17 protein-coding genes and 2 pseudogenes are annotated in these 19532 nt (G+C 69.9%); 15 read left to right on the forward strand and 4 right to left on the reverse strand.

Annotated elements, in window-relative coordinates:
* The 3 genes and pseudogenes from EBH09_RS21270 to EBH09_RS21280 all read left to right on the forward strand — a co-directional run.
* The coding region (locus tag EBH09_RS21270) for a bifunctional polysaccharide deacetylase/glycosyltransferase family 2 protein (protein WP_238697395.1) at window positions 1–2194 on the forward strand (2194 nt) is incomplete at its 5' end.
* Window positions 2194–3164, forward strand: a pseudogene (locus EBH09_RS21275) (acyltransferase family protein). The gene EBH09_RS21270 and the pseudogene EBH09_RS21275, both read left to right, overlap by 1 nt.
* Window positions 3165–3187: 23 nt before the next feature.
* On the forward strand, window positions 3188–3883 hold the full coding sequence (locus tag EBH09_RS21280; protein ID WP_121748570.1) for a demethylmenaquinone methyltransferase: 696 nt from the start codon (window positions 3188–3190) through the stop codon (window positions 3881–3883).
* On the opposite strand, the pseudogene EBH09_RS39120 reads toward EBH09_RS21280, so the two are convergent.
* Both EBH09_RS39120 and EBH09_RS21290 read right to left on the reverse strand, forming a co-directional pair.
* A pseudogene (locus EBH09_RS39120) lies at window positions 3870–4143 on the reverse strand (PASTA domain protein). The gene EBH09_RS21280 and the pseudogene EBH09_RS39120 sit on opposite strands and share 14 nt — an antisense overlap.
* A gap of 148 nt (window positions 4144–4291) precedes the next feature.
* The gene (locus tag EBH09_RS21290; RefSeq protein WP_121748571.1) at window positions 4292–4807 is read right to left on the reverse strand and encodes a GNAT family N-acetyltransferase; all 516 of its coding nucleotides are present in this window, start codon (window positions 4805–4807) and stop codon (window positions 4292–4294) included.
* A 98-nt stretch (window positions 4808–4905) separates the two neighbouring features.
* Between EBH09_RS21290 and EBH09_RS21295 the strand changes: the two genes are divergently transcribed.
* Window positions 4906–6189 (forward strand): geranylgeranyl reductase family protein, encoded by a 1284-nt coding sequence (locus tag EBH09_RS21295; protein WP_121748572.1) that lies wholly within the window; start codon window positions 4906–4908, stop codon window positions 6187–6189.
* Between the two features lie 18 nt (window positions 6190–6207).
* On the opposite strand, the gene def is transcribed toward EBH09_RS21295, so the two are convergent.
* Together def and EBH09_RS21305 are read right to left on the reverse strand one after the other, a co-directional pair.
* Window positions 6208–6870 (reverse strand): peptide deformylase, encoded by a 663-nt coding sequence (gene def / locus EBH09_RS21300; RefSeq protein WP_121748573.1) that lies wholly within the window; start codon window positions 6868–6870, stop codon window positions 6208–6210.
* Between the two features lie 165 nt (window positions 6871–7035).
* A complete protein-coding gene (locus EBH09_RS21305; protein ID WP_121748574.1) occupies window positions 7036–7881 on the reverse strand; it encodes a C40 family peptidase in 846 nt (281 codons plus the stop codon).
* Between the two features lie 753 nt (window positions 7882–8634).
* On the opposite strand from EBH09_RS21305, the gene EBH09_RS21310 reads away from it, so the two are divergent.
* The 11 genes from EBH09_RS21310 to nuoK are packed head-to-tail and all read left to right on the forward strand — an operon-like array spanning window position 8635 to window position 19529.
* Window positions 8635–8994 carry an NADH-quinone oxidoreductase subunit A gene (locus EBH09_RS21310; protein WP_003974383.1) on the forward strand — a complete coding sequence of 120 codons (360 nt, stop codon included), beginning with the start codon at window positions 8635–8637 and terminating at the stop codon, window positions 8992–8994.
* A 12-nt stretch (window positions 8995–9006) separates the two neighbouring features.
* Complete coding sequence (locus tag EBH09_RS21315; protein WP_018528252.1) at window positions 9007–9561, forward strand: NADH-quinone oxidoreductase subunit B; 555 nt, start codon at window positions 9007–9009, stop codon at window positions 9559–9561.
* The gene (locus EBH09_RS21320; RefSeq protein WP_121748575.1) at window positions 9558–10313 is read left to right on the forward strand and encodes an NADH-quinone oxidoreductase subunit C; all 756 of its coding nucleotides are present in this window, start codon (window positions 9558–9560) and stop codon (window positions 10311–10313) included. The genes EBH09_RS21315 and EBH09_RS21320 overlap by 4 nt, the downstream gene beginning before the upstream one ends.
* Complete coding sequence (locus EBH09_RS21325) at window positions 10310–11632, forward strand: NADH-quinone oxidoreductase subunit D (protein ID WP_121748576.1); 1323 nt, start codon at window positions 10310–10312, stop codon at window positions 11630–11632. Before EBH09_RS21320 ends, EBH09_RS21325 begins: the two co-directional genes overlap by 4 nt.
* Window positions 11629–12501, forward strand: a complete 873-nt coding sequence (gene nuoE, locus EBH09_RS21330; protein WP_121748577.1) for an NADH-quinone oxidoreductase subunit NuoE — start codon at window positions 11629–11631, stop codon at window positions 12499–12501. The genes EBH09_RS21325 and nuoE overlap by 4 nt, the downstream gene beginning before the upstream one ends.
* Entirely contained in the window at window positions 12498–13847 is a 1350-nt protein-coding gene (gene nuoF / locus EBH09_RS21335; RefSeq protein WP_193776452.1) for an NADH-quinone oxidoreductase subunit NuoF, read from the forward strand. Before nuoE ends, nuoF begins: the two co-directional genes overlap by 4 nt.
* On the forward strand, window positions 13844–16372 hold the full coding sequence (locus tag EBH09_RS21340) for an NADH-quinone oxidoreductase subunit G (RefSeq protein ID WP_121748579.1): 2529 nt from the start codon (window positions 13844–13846) through the stop codon (window positions 16370–16372). The genes nuoF and EBH09_RS21340 overlap by 4 nt, the downstream gene beginning before the upstream one ends.
* Complete coding sequence (gene nuoH, locus EBH09_RS21345; RefSeq protein ID WP_121748580.1) at window positions 16369–17745, forward strand: NADH-quinone oxidoreductase subunit NuoH; 1377 nt, start codon at window positions 16369–16371, stop codon at window positions 17743–17745. Before EBH09_RS21340 ends, nuoH begins: the two co-directional genes overlap by 4 nt.
* The gene (gene nuoI, locus EBH09_RS21350) at window positions 17738–18379 is read left to right on the forward strand and encodes an NADH-quinone oxidoreductase subunit NuoI (RefSeq protein WP_121748581.1); all 642 of its coding nucleotides are present in this window, start codon (window positions 17738–17740) and stop codon (window positions 18377–18379) included. The genes nuoH and nuoI overlap by 8 nt, the downstream gene beginning before the upstream one ends.
* Window positions 18376–19233 (forward strand): NADH-quinone oxidoreductase subunit J, encoded by an 858-nt coding sequence (locus tag EBH09_RS21355; protein WP_121748582.1) that lies wholly within the window; start codon window positions 18376–18378, stop codon window positions 19231–19233. Before nuoI ends, EBH09_RS21355 begins: the two co-directional genes overlap by 4 nt.
* Window positions 19230–19529: an NADH-quinone oxidoreductase subunit NuoK gene (nuoK, locus tag EBH09_RS21360; RefSeq protein WP_003974374.1), complete on the forward strand. Its 300-nt coding sequence runs from the start codon at window positions 19230–19232 to the stop codon at window positions 19527–19529. Before EBH09_RS21355 ends, nuoK begins: the two co-directional genes overlap by 4 nt.
* The last annotated feature ends 3 nt before the right edge of the window (window positions 19530–19532 follow it).

Raw genomic sequence — 19532 nt, forward strand, 5'->3', positions numbered from 1 at the left:
GTCCCGTATCGAGCGGGCCGCAGGCCGGGCCGCCGCGCTCCAGCGGCCGCGGGTCCTCCTCGCCCTGCTGCTCCTGCTCGCGCTGACCTGCGTGCTGCTGCTCGACGGCTATCTGCGCGCGGAGGTCGGCGGCGACCAGCGCGTACGCACCGACGCCAGCGCGAGCGACGTACCCGACGAGGTCCTCGACGGCGGGCCGATCCTCACCTTCCGCGGCGGACAGGCCACCACCGTCTCCGTCCCGGACAAGACGATCGCCCTGACCTTCGACGACGGCCCGAACCCGACCTGGACGCCACAGGTGCTGGAGATCCTCGAGAAGTACGACGTGCCCGGCACGTTCTTCCTGGTCGGATCGATGGTCTCGCGCTACCCGGACATCGTGGAGGACCTGGTCGAGCAGGGCAACGAGGTGGGCATCCACACCTTCACCCACGTCGACCTCTCCTACCAGAGCGACGCCCGCGTCACGCGCGAGATCGAGCAGACCCAGCTCGCCCTCGCGGGCGCGGCCGGCATCACCACCACGCTGTTCCGGGCGCCGTACTCCTCCGAGACGGACGCCATCGACAACTACAGCTGGCCCGTCTACGAGAAGCTCGGAGAGGACGGCTACACCAGCGTCTTCGTCGACACGGACAGCGACGACTGGAGGCGGCCCGGCGTCTCGGACATCGTCAAGTGGGCCACGCCGGAGGACGACGAGGGCGCCTCCGTCCTCTTCCACGACGCCGGTGGCGAGCGTTCGCAGACGATCGAGGCGCTGCCGAAGTACATCGAGAAGATGAAGGCGAAGGGCTACACCTTCACCACCATCAGCGGCGTCATGGCCGAACAGCGGCCCTCCGGCGCGCCCGCGGCCCAGGCGTCCGACTCCGGAGGCGGCGAGCTCCAGGCCGCCCACCACCGGGCCACCGGCGCGACCCTCTACGAGGGCAAGGCGCTCCTCGCGGCCGTCGCGGTCGCCGAGTGGACGGTCCCCGCGCTGTCGATCGGCCTCGTGATCGTGGGCGTGGCCGTCATGGGCCGGTTCGGGATGATGCTCATCCTCGCCCGCCGCCACTACCGAAAGCGCAACAGACGCCGCTTCAGCTGGGGGCCGCCCGTCACCGGGCCGGTGAGCGTGATCGTCCCGGCGTACAACGAGAAGGAGTGCATAGCGGGCACCCTGCGGTCACTGGCGCGCAGCACCCACCCGATCGAGATCATCGTCGTGGACGACGGCTCGACGGACGGCACGGCCCAGATCGCCGAGTCCCTCGGACTGCCCAACGTCCGCGTCGTCAGGCAGGCCAACGCGGGCAAGCCCGCCGCCCTCAACAACGGTGTCCGGCACGCCCGGTACGACATCGTCGTGATGATGGACGGCGACACCGTCTTCGAGCCGGACACCGTACGGCACCTGGTGCAGCCCTTCGCCGACCCCGGCGTCGGCGCGGTCGCGGGCAACGCCAAGGTCGGCAACCGGCGCACCCTCATCGGCGCCTGGCAGCACATCGAGTACGTGATGGGCTTCAACCTCGACCGGCGCATGTACGACCTGCTGCGCTGCATGCCGACCATCCCCGGCGCGATCGGCGCGTTCCGGAGGGAGGCCGTGACGCGGGTCGGCGGCATGAGCGACGACACCCTCGCCGAGGACACCGACATCACCATCGCCCTGCACCGCGCCGGATGGCGGGTCGTCTACCAGGAGCACGCGCGGGCCTGGACGGAGGCGCCGGGCTCGCTCAAACAGCTCTGGTCCCAGCGCTACCGCTGGTCTTACGGCACCATGCAGGCGCTCTGGAAGCACCGCCGTTCCCTGACGGACAGGGGGCCCTCGGGCCGCTTCGGGCGGGTCGGCATGCCGCTGGTCGTGCTCTTCCAGGTGGTCACGCCCGTCTTCGCCCCACTCATCGACGTGTTCACCGTCTACTCGATGATCTTCGTCGACTTCCGGGCGGCACTGCTCGCGTGGCTGGCGGTCCTCGGCGTCCAGCTCGTGTGCGCGGCCTACGCCTTCCGGCTCGACCGGGAGAAGTACCGGTACCTGCTGATGATGCCGCTCCAGCAGCTGGCGTACCGGCAGATGATGTACCTCGTCCTCATCCACTCCTGCGTCACCGCCCTCACCGGCGGCCGGCTGCGCTGGCAGAAACTCAAGCGGACGGGCGAGGTGGGGACGCCGACGGGGACCACGGGGACCGGGTGATGGGTGCGCACAGCAAGGGGGCGGCGGTGGTCGTGACCACCCGCGGACAGGGCGGACGGGACCACTACTTCGACACCCTGCGCGCGCTCGCCCTCGTCCGGGTCGTCGCGTACCACGCCTTCCGCTGGCCCTGGGCCGGGCTGGTCTTCCCCTCCATGGGGGTCATGTTCGCCCTGGCCGGCACCCTGGGTGGTGCCGCTCGGCGACCCGCCGGGCAGTGCCTGGGGCGAGCAGGCCTGGGAGATTGTCTGGTACCTGCGGACGTACCTGTGGCTGGTCCTGCTCTCCCCGCTGCTGCTGCGGGTGTTCCGGCTCGCTCCCGCGCCGGTGCTGCTGCTTTCCCTCGCCCCGATCGTGGTCCTCCAGTTCGTCCGGCAGCCGCCGGGCAACCGCCTCGGGACCGGACTGGTGGACCTGGCGACGTACCTCTTCTGCTGGGTCCTGGGCTTCGCGCACCGCGACGGCGTGCTGGGGAGACTGAAGCCGGCCGCGGTCGTCGCCCTGTCGTTCGCCACGCTCTCCTACGGCGGCTGGTACGCGTTCGCGCACCGGGCCGAGCACGGCACCTACGACCTCGACGACATCCCACTCGCCCAGGCCTTCTGGTCGGCCGGCTTCGTGGCGCTGCTGATGTACGCCAAGACCCGGTTCGGCACCGAATCCGCCGGTCTGTCCCGGCTGTCCCTGTTGCGGCGGCTGCGGCTGTTGCGGCGGCCGCGGTGGCCGGCCCGGCTGGTCGGCGTCCTCAACGCGCGAGCCGTCACCGTCTACCTCTGGCACGAGATCGCGCCGGTGGCCGCCGCTCCGCTGATCGACCGGTTCTGGGAAGGTGCCCGCCTTCGAGGCGTACCTGCCGCTGGGCAGCCAGTGGTTCCTGCTGGGGGGCTGGGCCCTGATCGCGGGGTTCGTGCTGCTGTTCGGATGGGTGGAGGACGTCGCCGCGCGGAAGAGGCCGCGCCTGCTGCCGTGAGCCCGTGCTGCAACAATGGGCCCGTGACCCGCGCTTCCCTGAACAAGCAGCCGCACGAAGTCGCCTCGATGTTCGACCACGTCGCGGAACGGTACGACCTGACGAACGCCGTGCTCTCGCTCGGCCAGGACCGGGTGTGGCGCAAGGAGGTCGCCAGAGCCGTCGACGCCCGTCCCGCGCAGAAGGTCCTCGACCTCGCGGCCGGCACCGCGACCTCCTCCCTGCCCTTCGCCCGCACCGGCGCCTACGTCGTCCCCTGCGACTTCTCCCTCGGCATGCTCCAGGTCGGCAAGGAGCGGCACTCCTGGCTGCCGTTCACCGCGGGTGACGCGACCCGGCTGCCGTTCCGGGACGACGCCTTCGACGCGGTCACCATCTCCTTCGGGCTGCGCAACGTACAGGACACGGACGCCGCGCTGCGCGAGATGTACCGGGTGACGCGGCCCGGCGGCCGGGTCGTCATCTGCGAGTTCTCGCACCCGACCTGGACGCCCTTCCGGACCGTCTACACCGAGTACCTGATGCGCGCCCTGCCGCCGGTGGCCCGCGCGGTGTCGTCCAACCCCGACGCGTACGTCTACCTCGCCGAGTCCATCCGCGCCTGGCCCGACCAGCCGGCGCTCGCCCAGCGGCTGGGCAAGGCCGGCTGGTCCAGGGTGGCGTACCGGAACCTGACGGGCGGCGTGGTGGCCCTGCACCGGGGGTTCAAGGAGAGCTGAGAACCGCGCGGCGGGGCGGCTCCCCCGGTTCGGCCAGCTCCCGCCGGAGCCCGCCCCGGGGCGGACCCGGCACGCGCGGCTCCCTGATGCCCCCGCCGCCCTCGCCCTCCCCGAAGTTGTGACTCGCGCGGCACGTGCGCGCCCGGCTGCGGGTACTGGCGTACGACGTAGTCGACGACGACGAGGTGGAGATCGGGCCGGTCCGGCGCGTGCAGGGACAGGCCCTGCTCCCGGGCCGCCTCGCACGCGTCGACGGCCATCAGGCCGACCAGGCGCGGTACGCGCACATCGGCTCTCCCGGGTACCAGGCGCACGGACGTCACCCCCCAGCGGTACCCGGCAGAGTAGCTCCGCGGGGCACTGCCGGGAAGTGCCATGTGGCTTAATGTGACAGTCGGTTACTTTCTGTCATGTGCGTTGCAGGGGAAGCCGGTAGCAGTGCCCCTGCTGCTGCGAGACCGGGGTCGTGAAGACCTCGTCGAGCCGCATGCCCAGCCGTTCCGTGACCGCGATGGACCGGGTGTTGCGCGCGTTGACCATCGCGACCACCTCCGCCACACCCGCCGCCCGCACCCGTTCCAGGGTCTGCCGGGCCGCCGCCGTGACGTACCCCTTGCCCCAGTGCGCCCGCCCCAGGCGCCAGCCGATCTCGATGTCGCCCTTGGGGCCCCAGTCCTGCGGCCACGGCTGGGCGCCGGTGAAGCCGATCACCCGGCCGTCCTCGTCCACCATGGTCCACAGGCAGAAGCCGTGCTCGGCGTCGTGCCGGCGCTGGCGGGCGGTGAGTTCCTCGTAGACGGACAGCTCCGCGGACCTCCCGCCGTGGAACTCCATGACGTCCGGGTCGTCGAAGATCCGGTGCCAGGCGACGGCGTCCTCGTCGGTGGGGACGCGCAACCGTACAACGGGGGAAGCTCGGTTCACTGGGCAGCCCTTCAGCCGGGTGATCGGTGACGCTGAATAGACTGCCCGTGTCCAGTGCCCGTCGGCACGCAGATTTTCGAACCTGGGGAGATCCCGCCGTGACCGAGCCCCTCTCCGACAACACCGCCGATGTGATCGTCGTGGGCGCGGGGCCAGCCGGCTCCACGACCGCGTACCACCTGGCCAAGGCCGGGCTCGACGTCCTCCTGCTGGAGAAGACCGCGTTCCCCCGGGAGAAGGTCTGCGGTGACGGCCTGACCCCGCGTGCGGTCAAGCAGCTCGTCGCCATGGGCATCGACATCTCCGAGGAGGCCGGCTGGCTGCGCAACAAGGGCCTGCGCATCATCGGCGGTGGCTCCCGTCTCCAGCTGGACTGGCCGGATCTGGCCTCCTTCCCGGACTACGGACTCGTCCGCAAGCGCGACGACTTCGACGACCAGCTCGCCCGGCAGGCCCAGAAGGCCGGCGCGCGCCTGTACGAGCGCTGCAACGTCGGCGCCCCGATCGTGGACGACCGCACCGGCCGCATCACCGGCGTGCACGCAAAGCTGGGTGAGGACAAGCGCGAGGTCACCTTCCACGCCCCGCTGGTCGTGGCGGCCGACGGCAACTCCACGCGGCTGTCCCTGGCGATGGGCCTGCACCGCCGCGAGGACCGTCCGATGGGCGTCGCGGTCCGCACGTACTTCACCTCGCCCCGCCACGACGACGACTACCTGGAGTCCTGGCTGGAGCTGTGGGACCGCCGCGGCGCCCAGGACCGCCTCCTGCCGGGCTACGGCTGGATCTTCGGCATGGGCGACGGCACCTCGAACGTCGGCCTGGGCGTGCTGAACACCTCCAGTTCCTTCAAGGAGATCGACTGGCGCGAGATCCTGAAGGCCTGGTGCGCCTCCATGCCGGAGGACTGGGGCTACACCCCGGACAACATGACCGGCCCGATCCGCGGCGCCGCCCTGCCCATGGCCTTCAACCGCCAGCCCCACTACACCAAGGGCCTGCTGCTCGTCGGCGACGCCGGCGGCCTGGTGAACCCCTTCAACGGCGAGGGCATCGCCTACGCCATGGAGTCCGGCCAGATCGCCGCCGACGTCATCGTCCAGGCACACGCGCGGGCCACGCCGTCCCAGCGCGAGATCGCCCTGCAGCGCTACCCGCGCGTCCTGAAGGACACCTACGGCGGCTACTACACGCTGGGCCGCGCCTTCGTGAAGCTCATCGGCAACCCGAAGGTCATGCAGATCGCGACCCAGCGCGGCCTCACCCATCCCATCCTGATGAAGTTCACCCTCAAGATGCTCGCCAACCTGACGGACCCGACGGGCGGCGACGCGATGGACCGCATCATCAACGGACTGAGCAAGGTCGCGCCGAAGGCGTGACGGGCCTCGCGGCCCGGGTCAGCGCCGGGGCCCGGTGAGGCCGCCGGAGTCCCCGTCGAGTTCGAGGGACCGGGCGTTGGCGGCCCGGCGTGCGAGGACCTCCTCGCGCCGGTCCGCCGACTGCCGCAGCGCCGCCCTGCGGTCGCGCGCGGAGAGCCGGTCCAGGTACACGTGCCCGTTCACGTGGTCGGTCTCGTGGGCGAGGCAGCGCGCGAAGTAGCCGGTGCCCTCGACGAGCAGCGGTTCGCCGTCCCTGTCGAGGCCCCGCACGACGGCCCGGTCGGGGCGCGGTACGGCCATGACGGCACCCGGCACCGACAGACACCCCTCACCCTCGTCGAGCAGCCGCCGCGCGGCCGGATCGAGGGGCTCCAGCACCGGGTTGACGATGTGCCCGACATGTCGGACACCGTCGTCGTCGGGGCAGTCGTACACGAACAGGCGCAGATCGACGCCCACCTGATTCGCCGCCAGCCCGCAGCCGTCGGAGACGTACATCGTGCGGAACATGTCGTCGATGAGCGCGGCGAGGTCGGGCCCGAACTCGGTGACGTCCCGGCACGGCTTGTGCAGCACCTCTTCGCCGGTCTCGGTGACACGCCGCACCGACCCGCGCCGGGCCTCGGGCGCGAGCGGGGGGTAGGCGGCGGTGGGCCGCCCCTGTACGAACACACTGGGCATGACGTTCTCTCCGTCGGCTCGTGGAGGGGCCGGTGGAGATCCGGCCCGTCCACGAGCATGTCAGGAGCGCCCGCAGGGCCGCAGCCCCCGAGCGGCTGCGGCCCTGCGTGAGTCGTACCCGGGCTCCGCCGGAGCCCGTGCGTGTGTGCGCTGCGTGTGTGCGCCCTAGAGCACGCGCACCGCGCCGCTCGGCGGGTCGTAGTCCAGCGACGCCTTGACGACGCCGGTGGAGGAGTTCTGCGCGCCGACGAACATGCCGTCGCCGACGTAGACGCCCACGTGGTAGGCGCTGCCCGCGCCACCCCAGTACAGGATGTCGCCCGGCTGGAGGTTGCTCAGCCCCACCTGGGTGCCGGCGGTCGACTGGGACTGGGAGACGCGCGGCAGGTCGACGCCGACCGACTTGAAGGCCGCCTGCACCAGACCGGAGCAGTCCCACGAGTTGGGGCCGGTGCCGCCGGAGACGTAGGCGTCGCCGACCTGGGACTGGACGAAGGCGACGACCGCGGCGGCCGAACCGGTGGCCGTGGACGTGGACGTGGACGTGCTGCTGCCGGCGCTGCTGCCCGAGCTGTCGGAGGACCCGGTGTCCGCCGAGGCGCTCAGGGTGGCGCGCTCGGCGCTGCGCGAGGCGCGCTCGGCGGCCGCCTTGCGCGCGGCCTCCTCGGCCTTCTTCTTCTCCTCCGCGGCCTTCTTCTTGGCCTCGGCGAGGTCGGCCTTGGCTTCCTTGGCGGCCTTCGCGGCGGCCGCGTCACGCTCGGCCTGCAGCTCGTAGCTCGCGGCCGCCTGCTGCGTGACGTCCGCGGACTGGGCGACCTGAGCGGCCAGGTCGGCCGTCAGGGTGGGCAGTTCGAGGGTCTGCGTCACCGGTTCGGCCGCGTTGGCCGAACCCGACGCCCCGGCCACTGCCAGGGTGCTGAGGACGCCACCGGCAACTCCGGCCCGCATCGCGATGGTCGACGCGCTGCGGCGGGGTTTCCGGTGGCTGCGTATGTGAGCGGTGTGGGACATAGGGACAACCGGTATCAGGAGCTCCTCCATACCTTCAAGAAACGTGTGCTGCGCCACAGTTGTTCAATCGGGCCCCGAATCCCGGGCGTGTCGCTCCTTATTGACGCCCTAACGGACATTGCGGGCGGCCCGTAACCAGCCTGTGATCACGCACTTTGATCGTTACGCCCGAATTGCCCCGCGCTTACCACTTGTTGGGACGGTTGGCCAAGCCCGGTTCTCAGACGTCTCTCATGGATGTGGTGCAGGTCACGGAACGGCTGCCCTGTCGGCCGCGTCCGCGGCGCGCGACCGGCCTCGCGGCGCTCGTGAACGCGTGCACGTGTCCACATCGCACCCCGTTCCTCCCCCTGACGTGTGAACGGGTCCTCTATCAAGGGCTGGCGTCCAGCACCAATTTGCATGCAAGGGAAGCATCTTGATATTGAGACGCTCGCCACTCGCAGCTCCTGGCCAGCGGCGACGAGCGAAAATGTCACCTCTGGTGATCACCTGAACGCTTCTTGTGTGAAGATCACCGCTCATCCGACTTCATGATCGTTCGTCAGGTGGTGGAGATCACAAAGCTTGTGCAATACCCCGTGTCGCAGATCACAGAGCGGCAGGCATAGGATGCGAGGCAGTTGGGCTTGTGACCTGCTTCACATGTTCGCGATCTTCGCCGGGACGAGCGGAGCTCGTGGGGCTGTTGGGGCGGCTGTGAGTCCAGTGCAACCGCCAGCAGTCAGTGCCGACTGAGAGGAGCGAGGAGCGGTGAACGCCTATGCGCCCATCCTCGTACTGGGAGCCCTCGGGGCAGGCTTTGCGATCTTCTCCGTGGTCATGGCCACGCTGATCGGTCCGAAGCGGTACAACCGGGCGAAGCTCGAGGCCTACGAATGCGGCATCGAGCCGACCCCCACGCCGGCCGGCGGCGGGCGCTTCCCCATCAAGTACTACCTGACGGCGATGCTCTTCATCATCTTCGATATCGAGATCGTCTTCCTCTACCCCTGGGCCGTCACCTTCGACGCCCTGGGGATTTTCGGGCTCGTGGAGATGCTGCTCTTCGTGCTCACCGTCTTCGTCGCGTACGCGTACGTATGGCGGCGCGGCGGCCTGGAATGGGACTGAGGGGCCTCTGACATGGGACTCGAAGAAAAACTGCCGAGCGGCTTCCTGCTGACCACCGTCGAGCAGGCCGCGGGCTGGGTGCGCAAGTCGTCCGTCTTCCCCGCCACGTTCGGCCTCGCCTGCTGTGCCATCGAGATGATGACCACCGGCGCCGGCCGCTACGACCTGGCGCGCTTCGGCATGGAGGTCTTCCGCGGCTCACCGCGGCAGGCGGACCTGATGATCGTCGCGGGCCGGGTCAGCCAGAAGATGGCGCCGGTGCTGCGGCAGGTCTACGACCAGATGCCGAACCCGAAGTGGGTGATCTCCATGGGGGTCTGCGCCTCCTCGGGCGGCATGTTCAACAACTACGCGATCGTCCAGGGCGTCGACCACATCGTCCCGGTCGACATCTATCTCCCCGGCTGCCCGCCGCGGCCCGAGATGCTGATGGACGCCATCCTCAAGCTCCACCAGAAGATCCAGAGCTCCAAGCTCGGGGTGAACGCCGAGGAGGCGGCCCGCGAGGCGGAGGAAGCGGCGCTCAAGGCCCTGCCCACGATCGAGATGAAGGGGCTGCTGCGGTGAGCGACGCGAACAACACGGCAGGTGACGCGAACGGGGTGAACCCCGAGAAGGACCTGTCCGCGGAGAACCTCCCCGGCCAGCGCGGTCAGGGCGGTGAGGAGATCCGCGTCCAGCGCGGCATGTTCGGCGCCAACAACGGCGGCGACACCTCCGGCTACGGCGGACTGGTCCGCTCCGTCCGGCTCCCCGGGCCGGCGAGCAGGCCCTACGGCGGTTGGTTCGACGAGGTCGCCGACGAACTCGAGGGCGCGCTGGAGGAACAGGGGCTCCTGCCCGACAACGCCATCGAGAAGACGGTCGTCGACCGCGACGAGCTGACCTTCCACATCGAGCGCGAACACCTGGTCCGCGTCGCCCGCACCCTGCGCGACGACCCGGCCCTGCGCTTCGAGCTCTGCACCGGCGTCAGCGGCGTCCACTACCCGCACGACAAGGGCCGCGAGCTGCACGCCGTCTACCACCTGCGCTCGATCACCCACAACCGGCTGATCCGCCTCGAAGTCAGCGCGCCCGACAGCGACCCGCACATCCCGTCGCTGGTTGTCGTCTATCCGACGAACGACTGGCACGAGCGCGAGACGTACGACTTCTTCGGCATCGTCTTCGACGATCACCCGGCGCTGACGCGGATCATGATGCCGGACGACTGGCAGGGCTTCCCGCAGCGCAAGGACTACCCCCTCGGCGGCATCCCCGTCGAGTACAAGGGCGCCCAGATCCCGGCTCCGGACCAGCGGAGGTCGTACTCGTGAGCACTTCGCACGCATCCCCTCGCGAGACCACCGAGGGCACCGTCTACACGGTCACCGGCGGCGACTGGGACGAGGTCGTCCAGTCCGCGGCCCGCGCCGACGACGAGCGCATCGTCGTCAACATGGGTCCGCAGCACCCGTCCACGCACGGCGTGCTCCGCCTGATCCTGGAGATCGACGGCGAGACGGTCACCGAGGCCCGCTGCGGCATCGGCTACCTGCACACCGGCATCGAGAAGAACCTCGAGTACCGGACCTGGACGCAGGGCACCACGTTCGTGACGCGCATGGACTACCTGACGTCGTTCTTCAACGAGACGGCGTACTGCCTGGGCGTCGAGAAGCTGCTCGGCATCGAGGACGAGATCCCGGACCGGGCCACGATCATCCGGGTCCTGCTGATGGAGCTGAACCGGCTCTCCTCCCACCTGGTGTGCATCGCCACCGGCGGCATGGAACTCGGCGCCACCACGATCATGATCTACGGCTTCCGTGATCGTGAACTCGTTCTCGACATCTACGAGCTGATCACCGGCCTGCGCATGAACCACGCGTTCATCCGCCCGGGCGGACTCGCCCAGGACCTGCCGCCCGGCGCGGTGGACCACATCCGCGAGTTCGTGAAGAAGATGAGGAAGAACCTCCCGGAGTACGACAAGCTCGCCACCGGGAACCCCATCTTCAAGGCCCGCATGCAGGACGTCGGCTATCTCGACCTGGCCGGCTGCATGGCCCTCGGCGCCACCGGCCCGGTCCTCCGGTCCACCGGCCTGCCGCACGACCTGCGCAAGGCCCAGCCGTACTGCGGCTACGAGACGTACGACTTCGACGTCCCGACCGCCGACACCTGCGACGCCTACGGCCGCTTCCTCATCCGGCTGGAGGAGATGCGCCAGTCGCTCCGGATCGTCGAGCAGTGCCTGGACCGGCTCCAGCCCGGCCCGGTCATGGTCGCCGACAAGAAGATCGCCTGGCCCGCCCAGCTCGCCCTGGGACCGGACGGACTGGGCAACTCCCTCGACCACATCAAGAAGATCATGGGCACCTCCATGGAGGCCCTGATCCACCACTTCAAGCTGGTCACCGAGGGCTTTCGCGTGCCGCCGGGCCAGACCTACGCGGCGGTGGAATCGCCCAAGGGCGAGCTCGGGGTGCACGTGGTCTCCGACGGCGGCACCCGCCCCTTCCGGGTCCACTACCGTGACCCGTCCTTCACCAACCTGCAGGCCATGGCGGCGATGTGCGAGGGCGGCCAGGTCGCCGACGTCATCGTCGCCGTGGCGTCCCTCGACCCCGTGATGGGAGGCGTCGACCGGTGACCACCTCTTCTTCGGAGCGGGGCGTCAGCCTGGGCATGCCGGAACTGCCCGCGCCCGCCTACCCGGACGACGTCCGGGCCCGGCTGGAGACCGACGCGCGCGAGATCATCGCCCGCTACCCGGACTCCCGGTCCGCCCTCCTGCCGCTGCTGCACCTCGTGCAGTCCCAGGAGGGGCACGTCACGCGCACCGGCATGCGGTTCTGCGCGGACATGCTGGACCTGACCACGGCCGAGGTCACCGCGGTCGCCACCTTCTACACCATGTACCGGCGCAGGCCGAGCGGCGACTACCAGGTCGGCGTCTGCACCAACACGCTGTGCGCGGTCATGGGCGGCGACGCGATCTTCGAGTCCCTCCAGGAGCACCTCGGCGTCGGCAACGGCGAGACCACCGAGGACGGCAAGGTCACCCTGGAGCACATCGAGTGCAACGCGGCCTGCGACTTCGCACCGGTCGTGATGGTCAACTGGGAGTTCTTCGACGACCAGACCCCCGCGAGCGCCCGTCGCCTCGTCGACGACCTGCGCGCGGGACGGCCGGTGACGCCCACGCGCGGTGCGCCGATCTGCACCTTCAAGGAGACCGCCCGGATCCTGGCGGGTTTCCCCGACGAGCGGGACGGCGCCGTCGCGGCCGGCGGCAGCGCGGGTCCCGCCTCCCTGGCCGGCCTGAAGCTGGCCAAGGGCGAGGCGTCCGCCGCGCGCGTGGTGCACCCGCGGGACGGCGGACCGCACGACGGCTCGCAGGACCGGGCCGTGCACGACCCGTCCCCGACGGAACACCTGAGCTCGCACGACGCGCCGCAGGACACATCGGCATCCGATTCGGCCCACCCGGCGGGCCCTGTCGCCGAGGAGGGGGAGTGATGACCGTGGCAGCCGAGATCAAGGGCACCAGCCCGGAGAAGCTGCTCGCACCCGTGCTGTCGGCCTTCTGGGACGAGGACGAGTCCTGGACTCTGGACGTCTACCGGAGGCACGAGGGGTACGAGGGGCTCCGCAAGGCGCTGGCGATGCCGCCGGACGACCTGATCGCGTACGTCAAGGACTCCGGTCTGCGCGGACGCGGCGGCGCGGGGTTCCCGACGGGGATGAAGTGGCAGTTCATTCCCCAGGGGGACGGCAAGCCTCACTATCTAGTTGTCAACGCCGACGAGTCGGAGCCGGGGACCTGCAAGGACATCCCGCTCCTCTTCGCGAACCCGCACAGCCTCATCGAGGGCATCGTCATCGCGTGTTACGCCATCAGGTCTTCGCATGCCTTCATCTACCTGCGTGGTGAAGTCGTCCCAGTGCTGCGGCGGTTGCACGAGGCCGTGCGCGAGGCCTACGCGGCCGGCTTCCTCGGCGAGAACATCCTGGGCAGCGGACTCGACCTCACACTCACCGTGCACGCGGGCGCGGGCGCGTACATCTGCGGTGAGGAGACCGCACTGCTCGACTCGCTCGAAGGCCGCCGGGGTCAACCGCGGCTCCGTCCCCCCTTCCCTGCTGTGGCAGGCCTCTATGCCTGCCCGACTGTGGTGAATAACGTCGAGTCGATCGCATCGGTTCCCGCGATCCTGAACAAGGGCAAGGACTGGTTCAGGTCGATGGGCAGCGAGAAGTCCCCGGGCTTCACGCTCTACTCCCTCAGCGGCCACGTCGCGGGCCCCGGCCAGTACGAGGCCCCGCTCGGCATCACGCTGCGCCAGCTCCTCGACATGAGCGGCGGCATGCGCCCCGGTCACCGGCTGAAGTTCTGGACACCGGGCGGCTCCTCGACGCCAATGTTCACCGACGAGCACCTCGACGTCCCTCTTGACTACGAAGGAGTGGGCGCCGCGGGTTCCATGCTCGGCACGAAGGCACTCCAGTGCTTCGACGAGACGACCTGCGTCGTGCGGGCCGTCACCCGCTGGACCGAGTTCTACGCGCACGAGTCCTGCGGCAAGTGCACGCCGTGCCGCGAAGGCACGTACTGGCTCGTCCAGTTGCTGCGCGACATCGAGGCCGGCAAGGGATCGATGAGCGACCTCGACAAGCTGAACGACATCGCCGACAACATCAACGGCAAGTCCTTCTGTGCCCTCGGCGACGGTGCCGCCTCGCCGATCTTCTCCTCGCTCAAGTACTTCCGCGAGGAGTACGAGCAGCACATCACGGGCCGCGGCTGCCCCTTCGACCCGGCCAAGTCGACGGCCTGGGCCGACCGCTCGGAGGTGAACGCATGACCGTACAGCAGTCTGTGAGCGGCTCCGCCGCGGGCCGACGGCCCTCGCAAGGGGGAGAGGCGGCGGTCCCGCCGGAGGACCTCGTCTCGCTGACGATCGACGGCGCCGAGATCAGCGTGCCCAAGGGCACCCTGGTCATCCGGGCCGCCGAACAGCTCGGCATCGAGATCCCCCGGTTCTGCGACCACCCCCTCCTCGACCCGGCCGGCGCCTGCCGCCAGTGCATCGTCGAGGTCGAGGGCCAGCGCAAGCCCATGGCGTCGTGCACCATCACCTGCACCGACGGCATGGTGGTGAAGACGCACCTCACCTCGCCCGTCGCCGAGAAGGCCCAGCACGGTGTGATGGAGCTGCTGCTCATCAACCACCCGCTGGACTGCCCGGTCTGCGACAAGGGCGGCGAGTGCCCGCTGCAGAACCAGGCCATGTCGCACGGCCAGTCCGACTCCCGCTTCGAGGGAAGGAAGCGGACCTACGAGAAGCCCGTACCGATCTCCACGCAGGTGCTGCTCGACCGCGAGCGGTGCGTGCTGTGCGCCCGCTGCACCCGGTTCTCCAACCAGGTCGCGGGCGACCCGATGATCGAGCTGATCGAGCGGGGCGCGCTCCAGCAGGTCGGCACCGGCGAGGGCGACCCCTTCGAGTCGTACTTTTCCGGCAACACCATCCAGATCTGCCCGGTCGGCGCGCTCACCTCGGCGGCGTACCGGTTCCGCTCCCGCCCCTTCGACCTGATCTCCTCGCCGTCCGTCTGCGAGCACTGCTCCGGCGGCTGCGCGACCCGCACCGACCACCGGCGCGGCAAGGTCATGCGGCGCCTCGCGGCCGACGACCCGCAGGTCAACGAGGAGTGGATCTGCGACAAGGGACGCTTCGCCTTCCGGTACGCGCAGCAGCGGGACCGGCTGACGACGCCCCTGGTGCGCAACGCCGAGGGCGAGCTGGAGCCGGCCTCCTGGCCGGAGGCCCTGCAGATCGCGGCGCAGGGACTGCTCGCCTCGAAGGGCCGGACCGGTGTCCTGACCGGCGGGCGGCTCACGGTGGAGGACGCCTACGCGTACAGCAAGTTCGCGCGCGTGGCGCTGGACACCAACGACATCGACTTCCGCGCGCGCGTGCACAGCACCGAGGAGGCCGACTTCCTGGCTTCCCGGATCGCCGGACGCGGCCGGGACCTCGACGGCACGGGGGTCACGTACACCGCGCTGGAGAAGGCGCCCGCCGTCCTGCTGGTCGGGTTCGAGGCCGAGGAGGAGGCGCCCGGCGTCTTCCTGCGGCTGCGCAAGGCCTGGCGCAAGCACGGGCAGAAGGTCTTCTCGCTGGCCACGCACGCCACTCGGGGCCTGGAGAAGGCCGGTGGCACGCTGCTGCCCGCCGCTCCCGGCACCGAGACCGAGTGGCTGGACGCGCTCGCGAGCGGCGTCGGTCTGGAGACCGGTGGTGCCCAGGCCGCGGAGGCACTGCGCGCCGAGGGTGCCGTGATCGTCGTCGGCGAGCGCCTGGCGTCCGTGGCCGGTGGCCTCACCTCCGCCGTACGGACCGCCTCCGCGACCGGCGCCCGGCTGGTGTGGATCCCGCGCCGGGCCGGGGAGCGCGGCGCGATCGAGGCGGGTGCGCTGCCGTCGCTGCTGCCGGGCGGGCGCCCGGCGACCGACCCGCGCGCGCGTGAGGAGGTCGCCGCGGTCTGGGGCCTGGCCGACCTGCCGCACCGCTACGGCCGCGACACCGGCGAGATCGTCGAGGCCGCGGCCCGGGGCGAGCTCCAGGCCCTGCTGGTGGCGGGCGTCGAGGTCGCCGACCTGCCCGATCCGGCACGCGCGCGTGCGGCACTCGCCGAGGCCGGCTTCGTGGTGTCCCTGGAGCTGCGGCCCAGCGAGGTCACCGAACTCGCCGACGTCGTCCTTCCCGTCGCCGCGGTCGCCGAGAAGGCCGGGACCTTCCTGAACTGGGAGGGCAGGGCGCGCCTCTTCGAGGCGGCGCTCAAGCCCGATCAGATGACCCGCCGACTCGCGCCCGCCGACGCCCGCGTACTCCAGATGCTGGCCGACGCCATGGACGTACACCTGGGCCTGCCGGATCTGCGCACCACGCGTGCGGAGATCGACCGGCTCGGCGCCTGGGACGGACCGCGGGCCGGAGAACCGCTGGGGACCGCGAACGCGCTGCCGCGGCCGGCCGCCGGAGAGGCCGTACTGGCCGGGCACCGGCTGCTGCTCGACCAGGGCCTCCTCCAGCAGGGCGACGAGGCACTCGCCGGCACCCGGCACGCCGCACACGCGCGCGTGTCGGCCGCCACGGCCGCCGAGGCGGGCGTCAAGGACGGCGACCTCCTGGCCGTGACCGGCCCCGCCGGGGTCGTCGAACTCCCGCTGCGGATCACCGAGATGCCCGACCGGGTGGTCTGGCTCCCGCTGAACTCGGCCGGCACCGGCGTCGCCTCCGACGCCGGGGTGCTGCCCGGAACCCTCGTCAGCATCGGACCGGCGACGCTCGCGGGCGTGGCCCCCAAGGAGGTGGAGGCATGAGCCCGTACCTCGCCGCTGAAGACCTCTCGATGTTCGGCACCGACCCCTGGTGGCTGGTCGTCGTCAAGGCGGTCTTCTGCTTCGCCTTCCTGATGGTGACCGTGCTGTTCTCCATCGTGTGGGAGCGCAAGGTCGTCGCCTGGATGCAGCTGCGCGTCGGCCCGAACCGGCACGGCCCCTGGGGCATGCTCCAGTCGCTCGCCGACGGCATCAAACTGATGCTCAAGGAAGACGTCATCGTCAAGCGCGCCGACAAGGTGGTGTACGTCCTCGCGCCGATCGTCGCGGCCATCCCGGCCTTCATGGCGATCGCGGTGATCCCCTTCGGGCCGGCCGGCAACGAGGTCTCGATCTTCGGCCAGCGCACCACCATGCAGCTCACCGACCTGCCGATCGCGCTGCTGTACATCCTCGCGGTCGCCTCGATCGGCATCTACGGCATGGTGCTGGCAGGCTGGAGCTCCGGCTCGACCTATCCGCTGCTCGGCGGGCTGCGCTCCTGCGCGCAGATGATCTCTTACGAGATCGCGATGGGCGCCGCCTTCGCCTCGGTGTTCCTCTACTCGGGGTCGATGTCGACCTCGGCGATCGTCGAGCAGCAGAACGACCGCTGGTACATCGTGCTGCTGCCGGTCTCCTTCATCATCTACATCGTCACCATGGTCGGTGAGACCAACCGCGCCCCCTTCGACATGCCCGAGTCCGAGGGCGACCTCGTGGGCGGCTTCAACACCGAGTACTCGTCGATCAAGTTCGCGATGTTCATGCTCGCCGAGTACGTGAACATGGTGACGGTCTCGGCGGTCGCCATCACGCTCTTCCTCGGCGGCTGGCGGGCCCCTTGGCCGATCAGCACCTTCTGGGAGGGCGCCAACCACGGCTGGTGGCCGCTGCTCTGGTTCGTGCTCAAGGTCCAGTTGCTCTTGTTCTTCTTCATCTGGCTGCGCGGCACGCTTCCCCGAGTCCGCTACGACCAGCTGATGAAGCTCGGCTGGAAGGTCCTCATCCCGGTCTCCCTGGTCTGGCTGATGCTGGTCGCGACCGTGCGGGCCCTCAGGAACGAGAACTACGGCTTCGCGGACATCGCCCTCTACATCGGCGGCGGCGTCCTGGTCCTGCTGCTGTTGTCCTTCGTCGTGGACATGTACCGCGAGAAGGGCAAGCAGGCCGCGGCCCCGGTCGAGGAGCCGGCCGCCTTCGACCCGATGGCCGGCGGGTTCCCCGTACCACCGATGCCCGGACAGGAGTTGCCGCCGGTGCCGCGACGCCGTCCGCGCCGGGAGCGGGAGCTGATTGTCAGTGGTGGGACCGATACTCAGAGTGACGTATCTCTGACTGGACCGACGGATGGAAAGGAGGCGTCCGATGGCTGAGGAACCCAAGGAGACCGACCCCGGTTTCATGAACCCCGTGGCCGGCTTCGGCGTGACCTTCAAGGCCATGTTCAAGAAGCGGCTGACCGAGCAGTATCCGGAGCAGCAGAAGACCACTGCCCCGCGCTTCCACGGACGGCACCAGCTCAACCGCCATCCGGACGGCCTGGAGAAGTGCGTCGGGTGCGAGCTGTGCGCCTGGGCGTGTCCGGCCGACGCCATCTACGTGGAGGGCGCGGACAACACCGACGAGGAGCGCTACTCGCCGGGCGAGCGGTACGGCCGCGTCTACCAGATCAACTACGCCCGCTGCATCCTGTGCGGCCTGTGCATCGAGGCGTGTCCCACCCGCGCGCTGACGATGACCAACGAGTTCGAGCTGGCCGACTCCAGCCGCGCCAACCTCATCTTCACCAAGGAGCAGCTGCTCGCCGGCCTTGAGGAGGGCATGGTCGACTCGCCCCACGCCATCTATCCGGGCACGGACGAGCAGGACTACTACCGGGGTCTGGTCACCGAGGCCGCGCCCGGCACCGAGCAGCAGGTCGCCCACTCCAAGGGAGAGGTCGTCCAGGAGGCCGACTCGACCTTCGGCGGGACCGAACCGGCGTCGGAGGAGGTGATCCGCCGATGACCGAGCAGCTCGCCGCCGCAGCGACCCTCTCCGCCGGCACCTCCACCGGAGAGGCCGTCCAGTTCTGGATCCTCGGCACGGTCGCGGTGATCGGCGCCCTGTGCACCGTCTTCATGAAGAAGGCCGTGCACAGTGCGCTCTGCCTGGCTGGGACCATGATCGTCCTGGCGGTGTTCTACCTCGCCAACGGCGCCTACTTCCTCGGCGTGGTGCAGATCATCGTCTACACCGGCGCGATCATGATGCTGTTCCTCTTCGTGGTGATGCTCGTCGGTGTCACCGCGGCGGACTCCTTGAAGGAGACCATCAAGGGCCAGCGCTGGCTGGCCCTGCTGTCCGGGCTCGGGTTCGGCATCCTGCTGATCGCCGGCATCGGGAACGCGTCCGTCACGGAGTTCAGCGGTCTGGCCCAGGCGAACGCGAACGGCAACGTGGAGGGCATCGCGTCCCTCATCTTCACCAAGTACGTCTTCGCCTTCGAGATCACCGGCGCCCTGCTCATCACGGCCGCAGTCGGCGCCATGGTCCTCACCCACCGCGAGCGCACCGAACGGGCGGCGACCCAGCGCGAACTGGCCGAGCGGCGCGTCCGCGAGGGCAATCAGCTGCCGCCGCTCCCGGCACCCGGCGTGTACGCCCGGCACAACGCGGTCGACATCGCGGGCCTGCTGCCCGACGGCACCCCGTCCGAACTCACCGTCAGCAAGACGCTGCGCGAGCGGGGCCAGATCCGCGACGTCTCGATGGAGGCGCTGAGCGACCTGAAGGCGCTGGAGCAGCGGGCCGAGGAGCGCCTCGAGCGCAAGGCGGTCGAGCCGGGCAACTCCGAGCGGTCCGAGGAGGCGTCGAAGTGAACCCCGTCAACTACCTCTACCTCGCGGCCCTGCTGTTCACGATCGGCGCCACCGGCGTGCTGATCAGGCGCAACGCGATCGTGGTCTTCATGTGCATCGAGCTGATGCTCAACGCCTGCAACCTCGCGTTCGTCGCCTTCTCCCGTATGCACGGCAACCTCGACGGCCAGATCATCGCCTTCTTCACGATGGTCGTCGCCGCCGCGGAGGTCGTGGTCGGGCTCGCGATCATCGTGTCCCTGTTCCGTTCCCGCCACTCGGCCTCGGTCGACGACGCCAGCCTGATGAAGCTGTGAGGG

This window comes from Streptomyces sp. E2N166, from assembly GCF_003671715.1.
Taxonomy (GTDB): Bacteria; Actinomycetota; Actinomycetes; order Streptomycetales; family Streptomycetaceae; genus Streptomyces; species Streptomyces thinghirensis.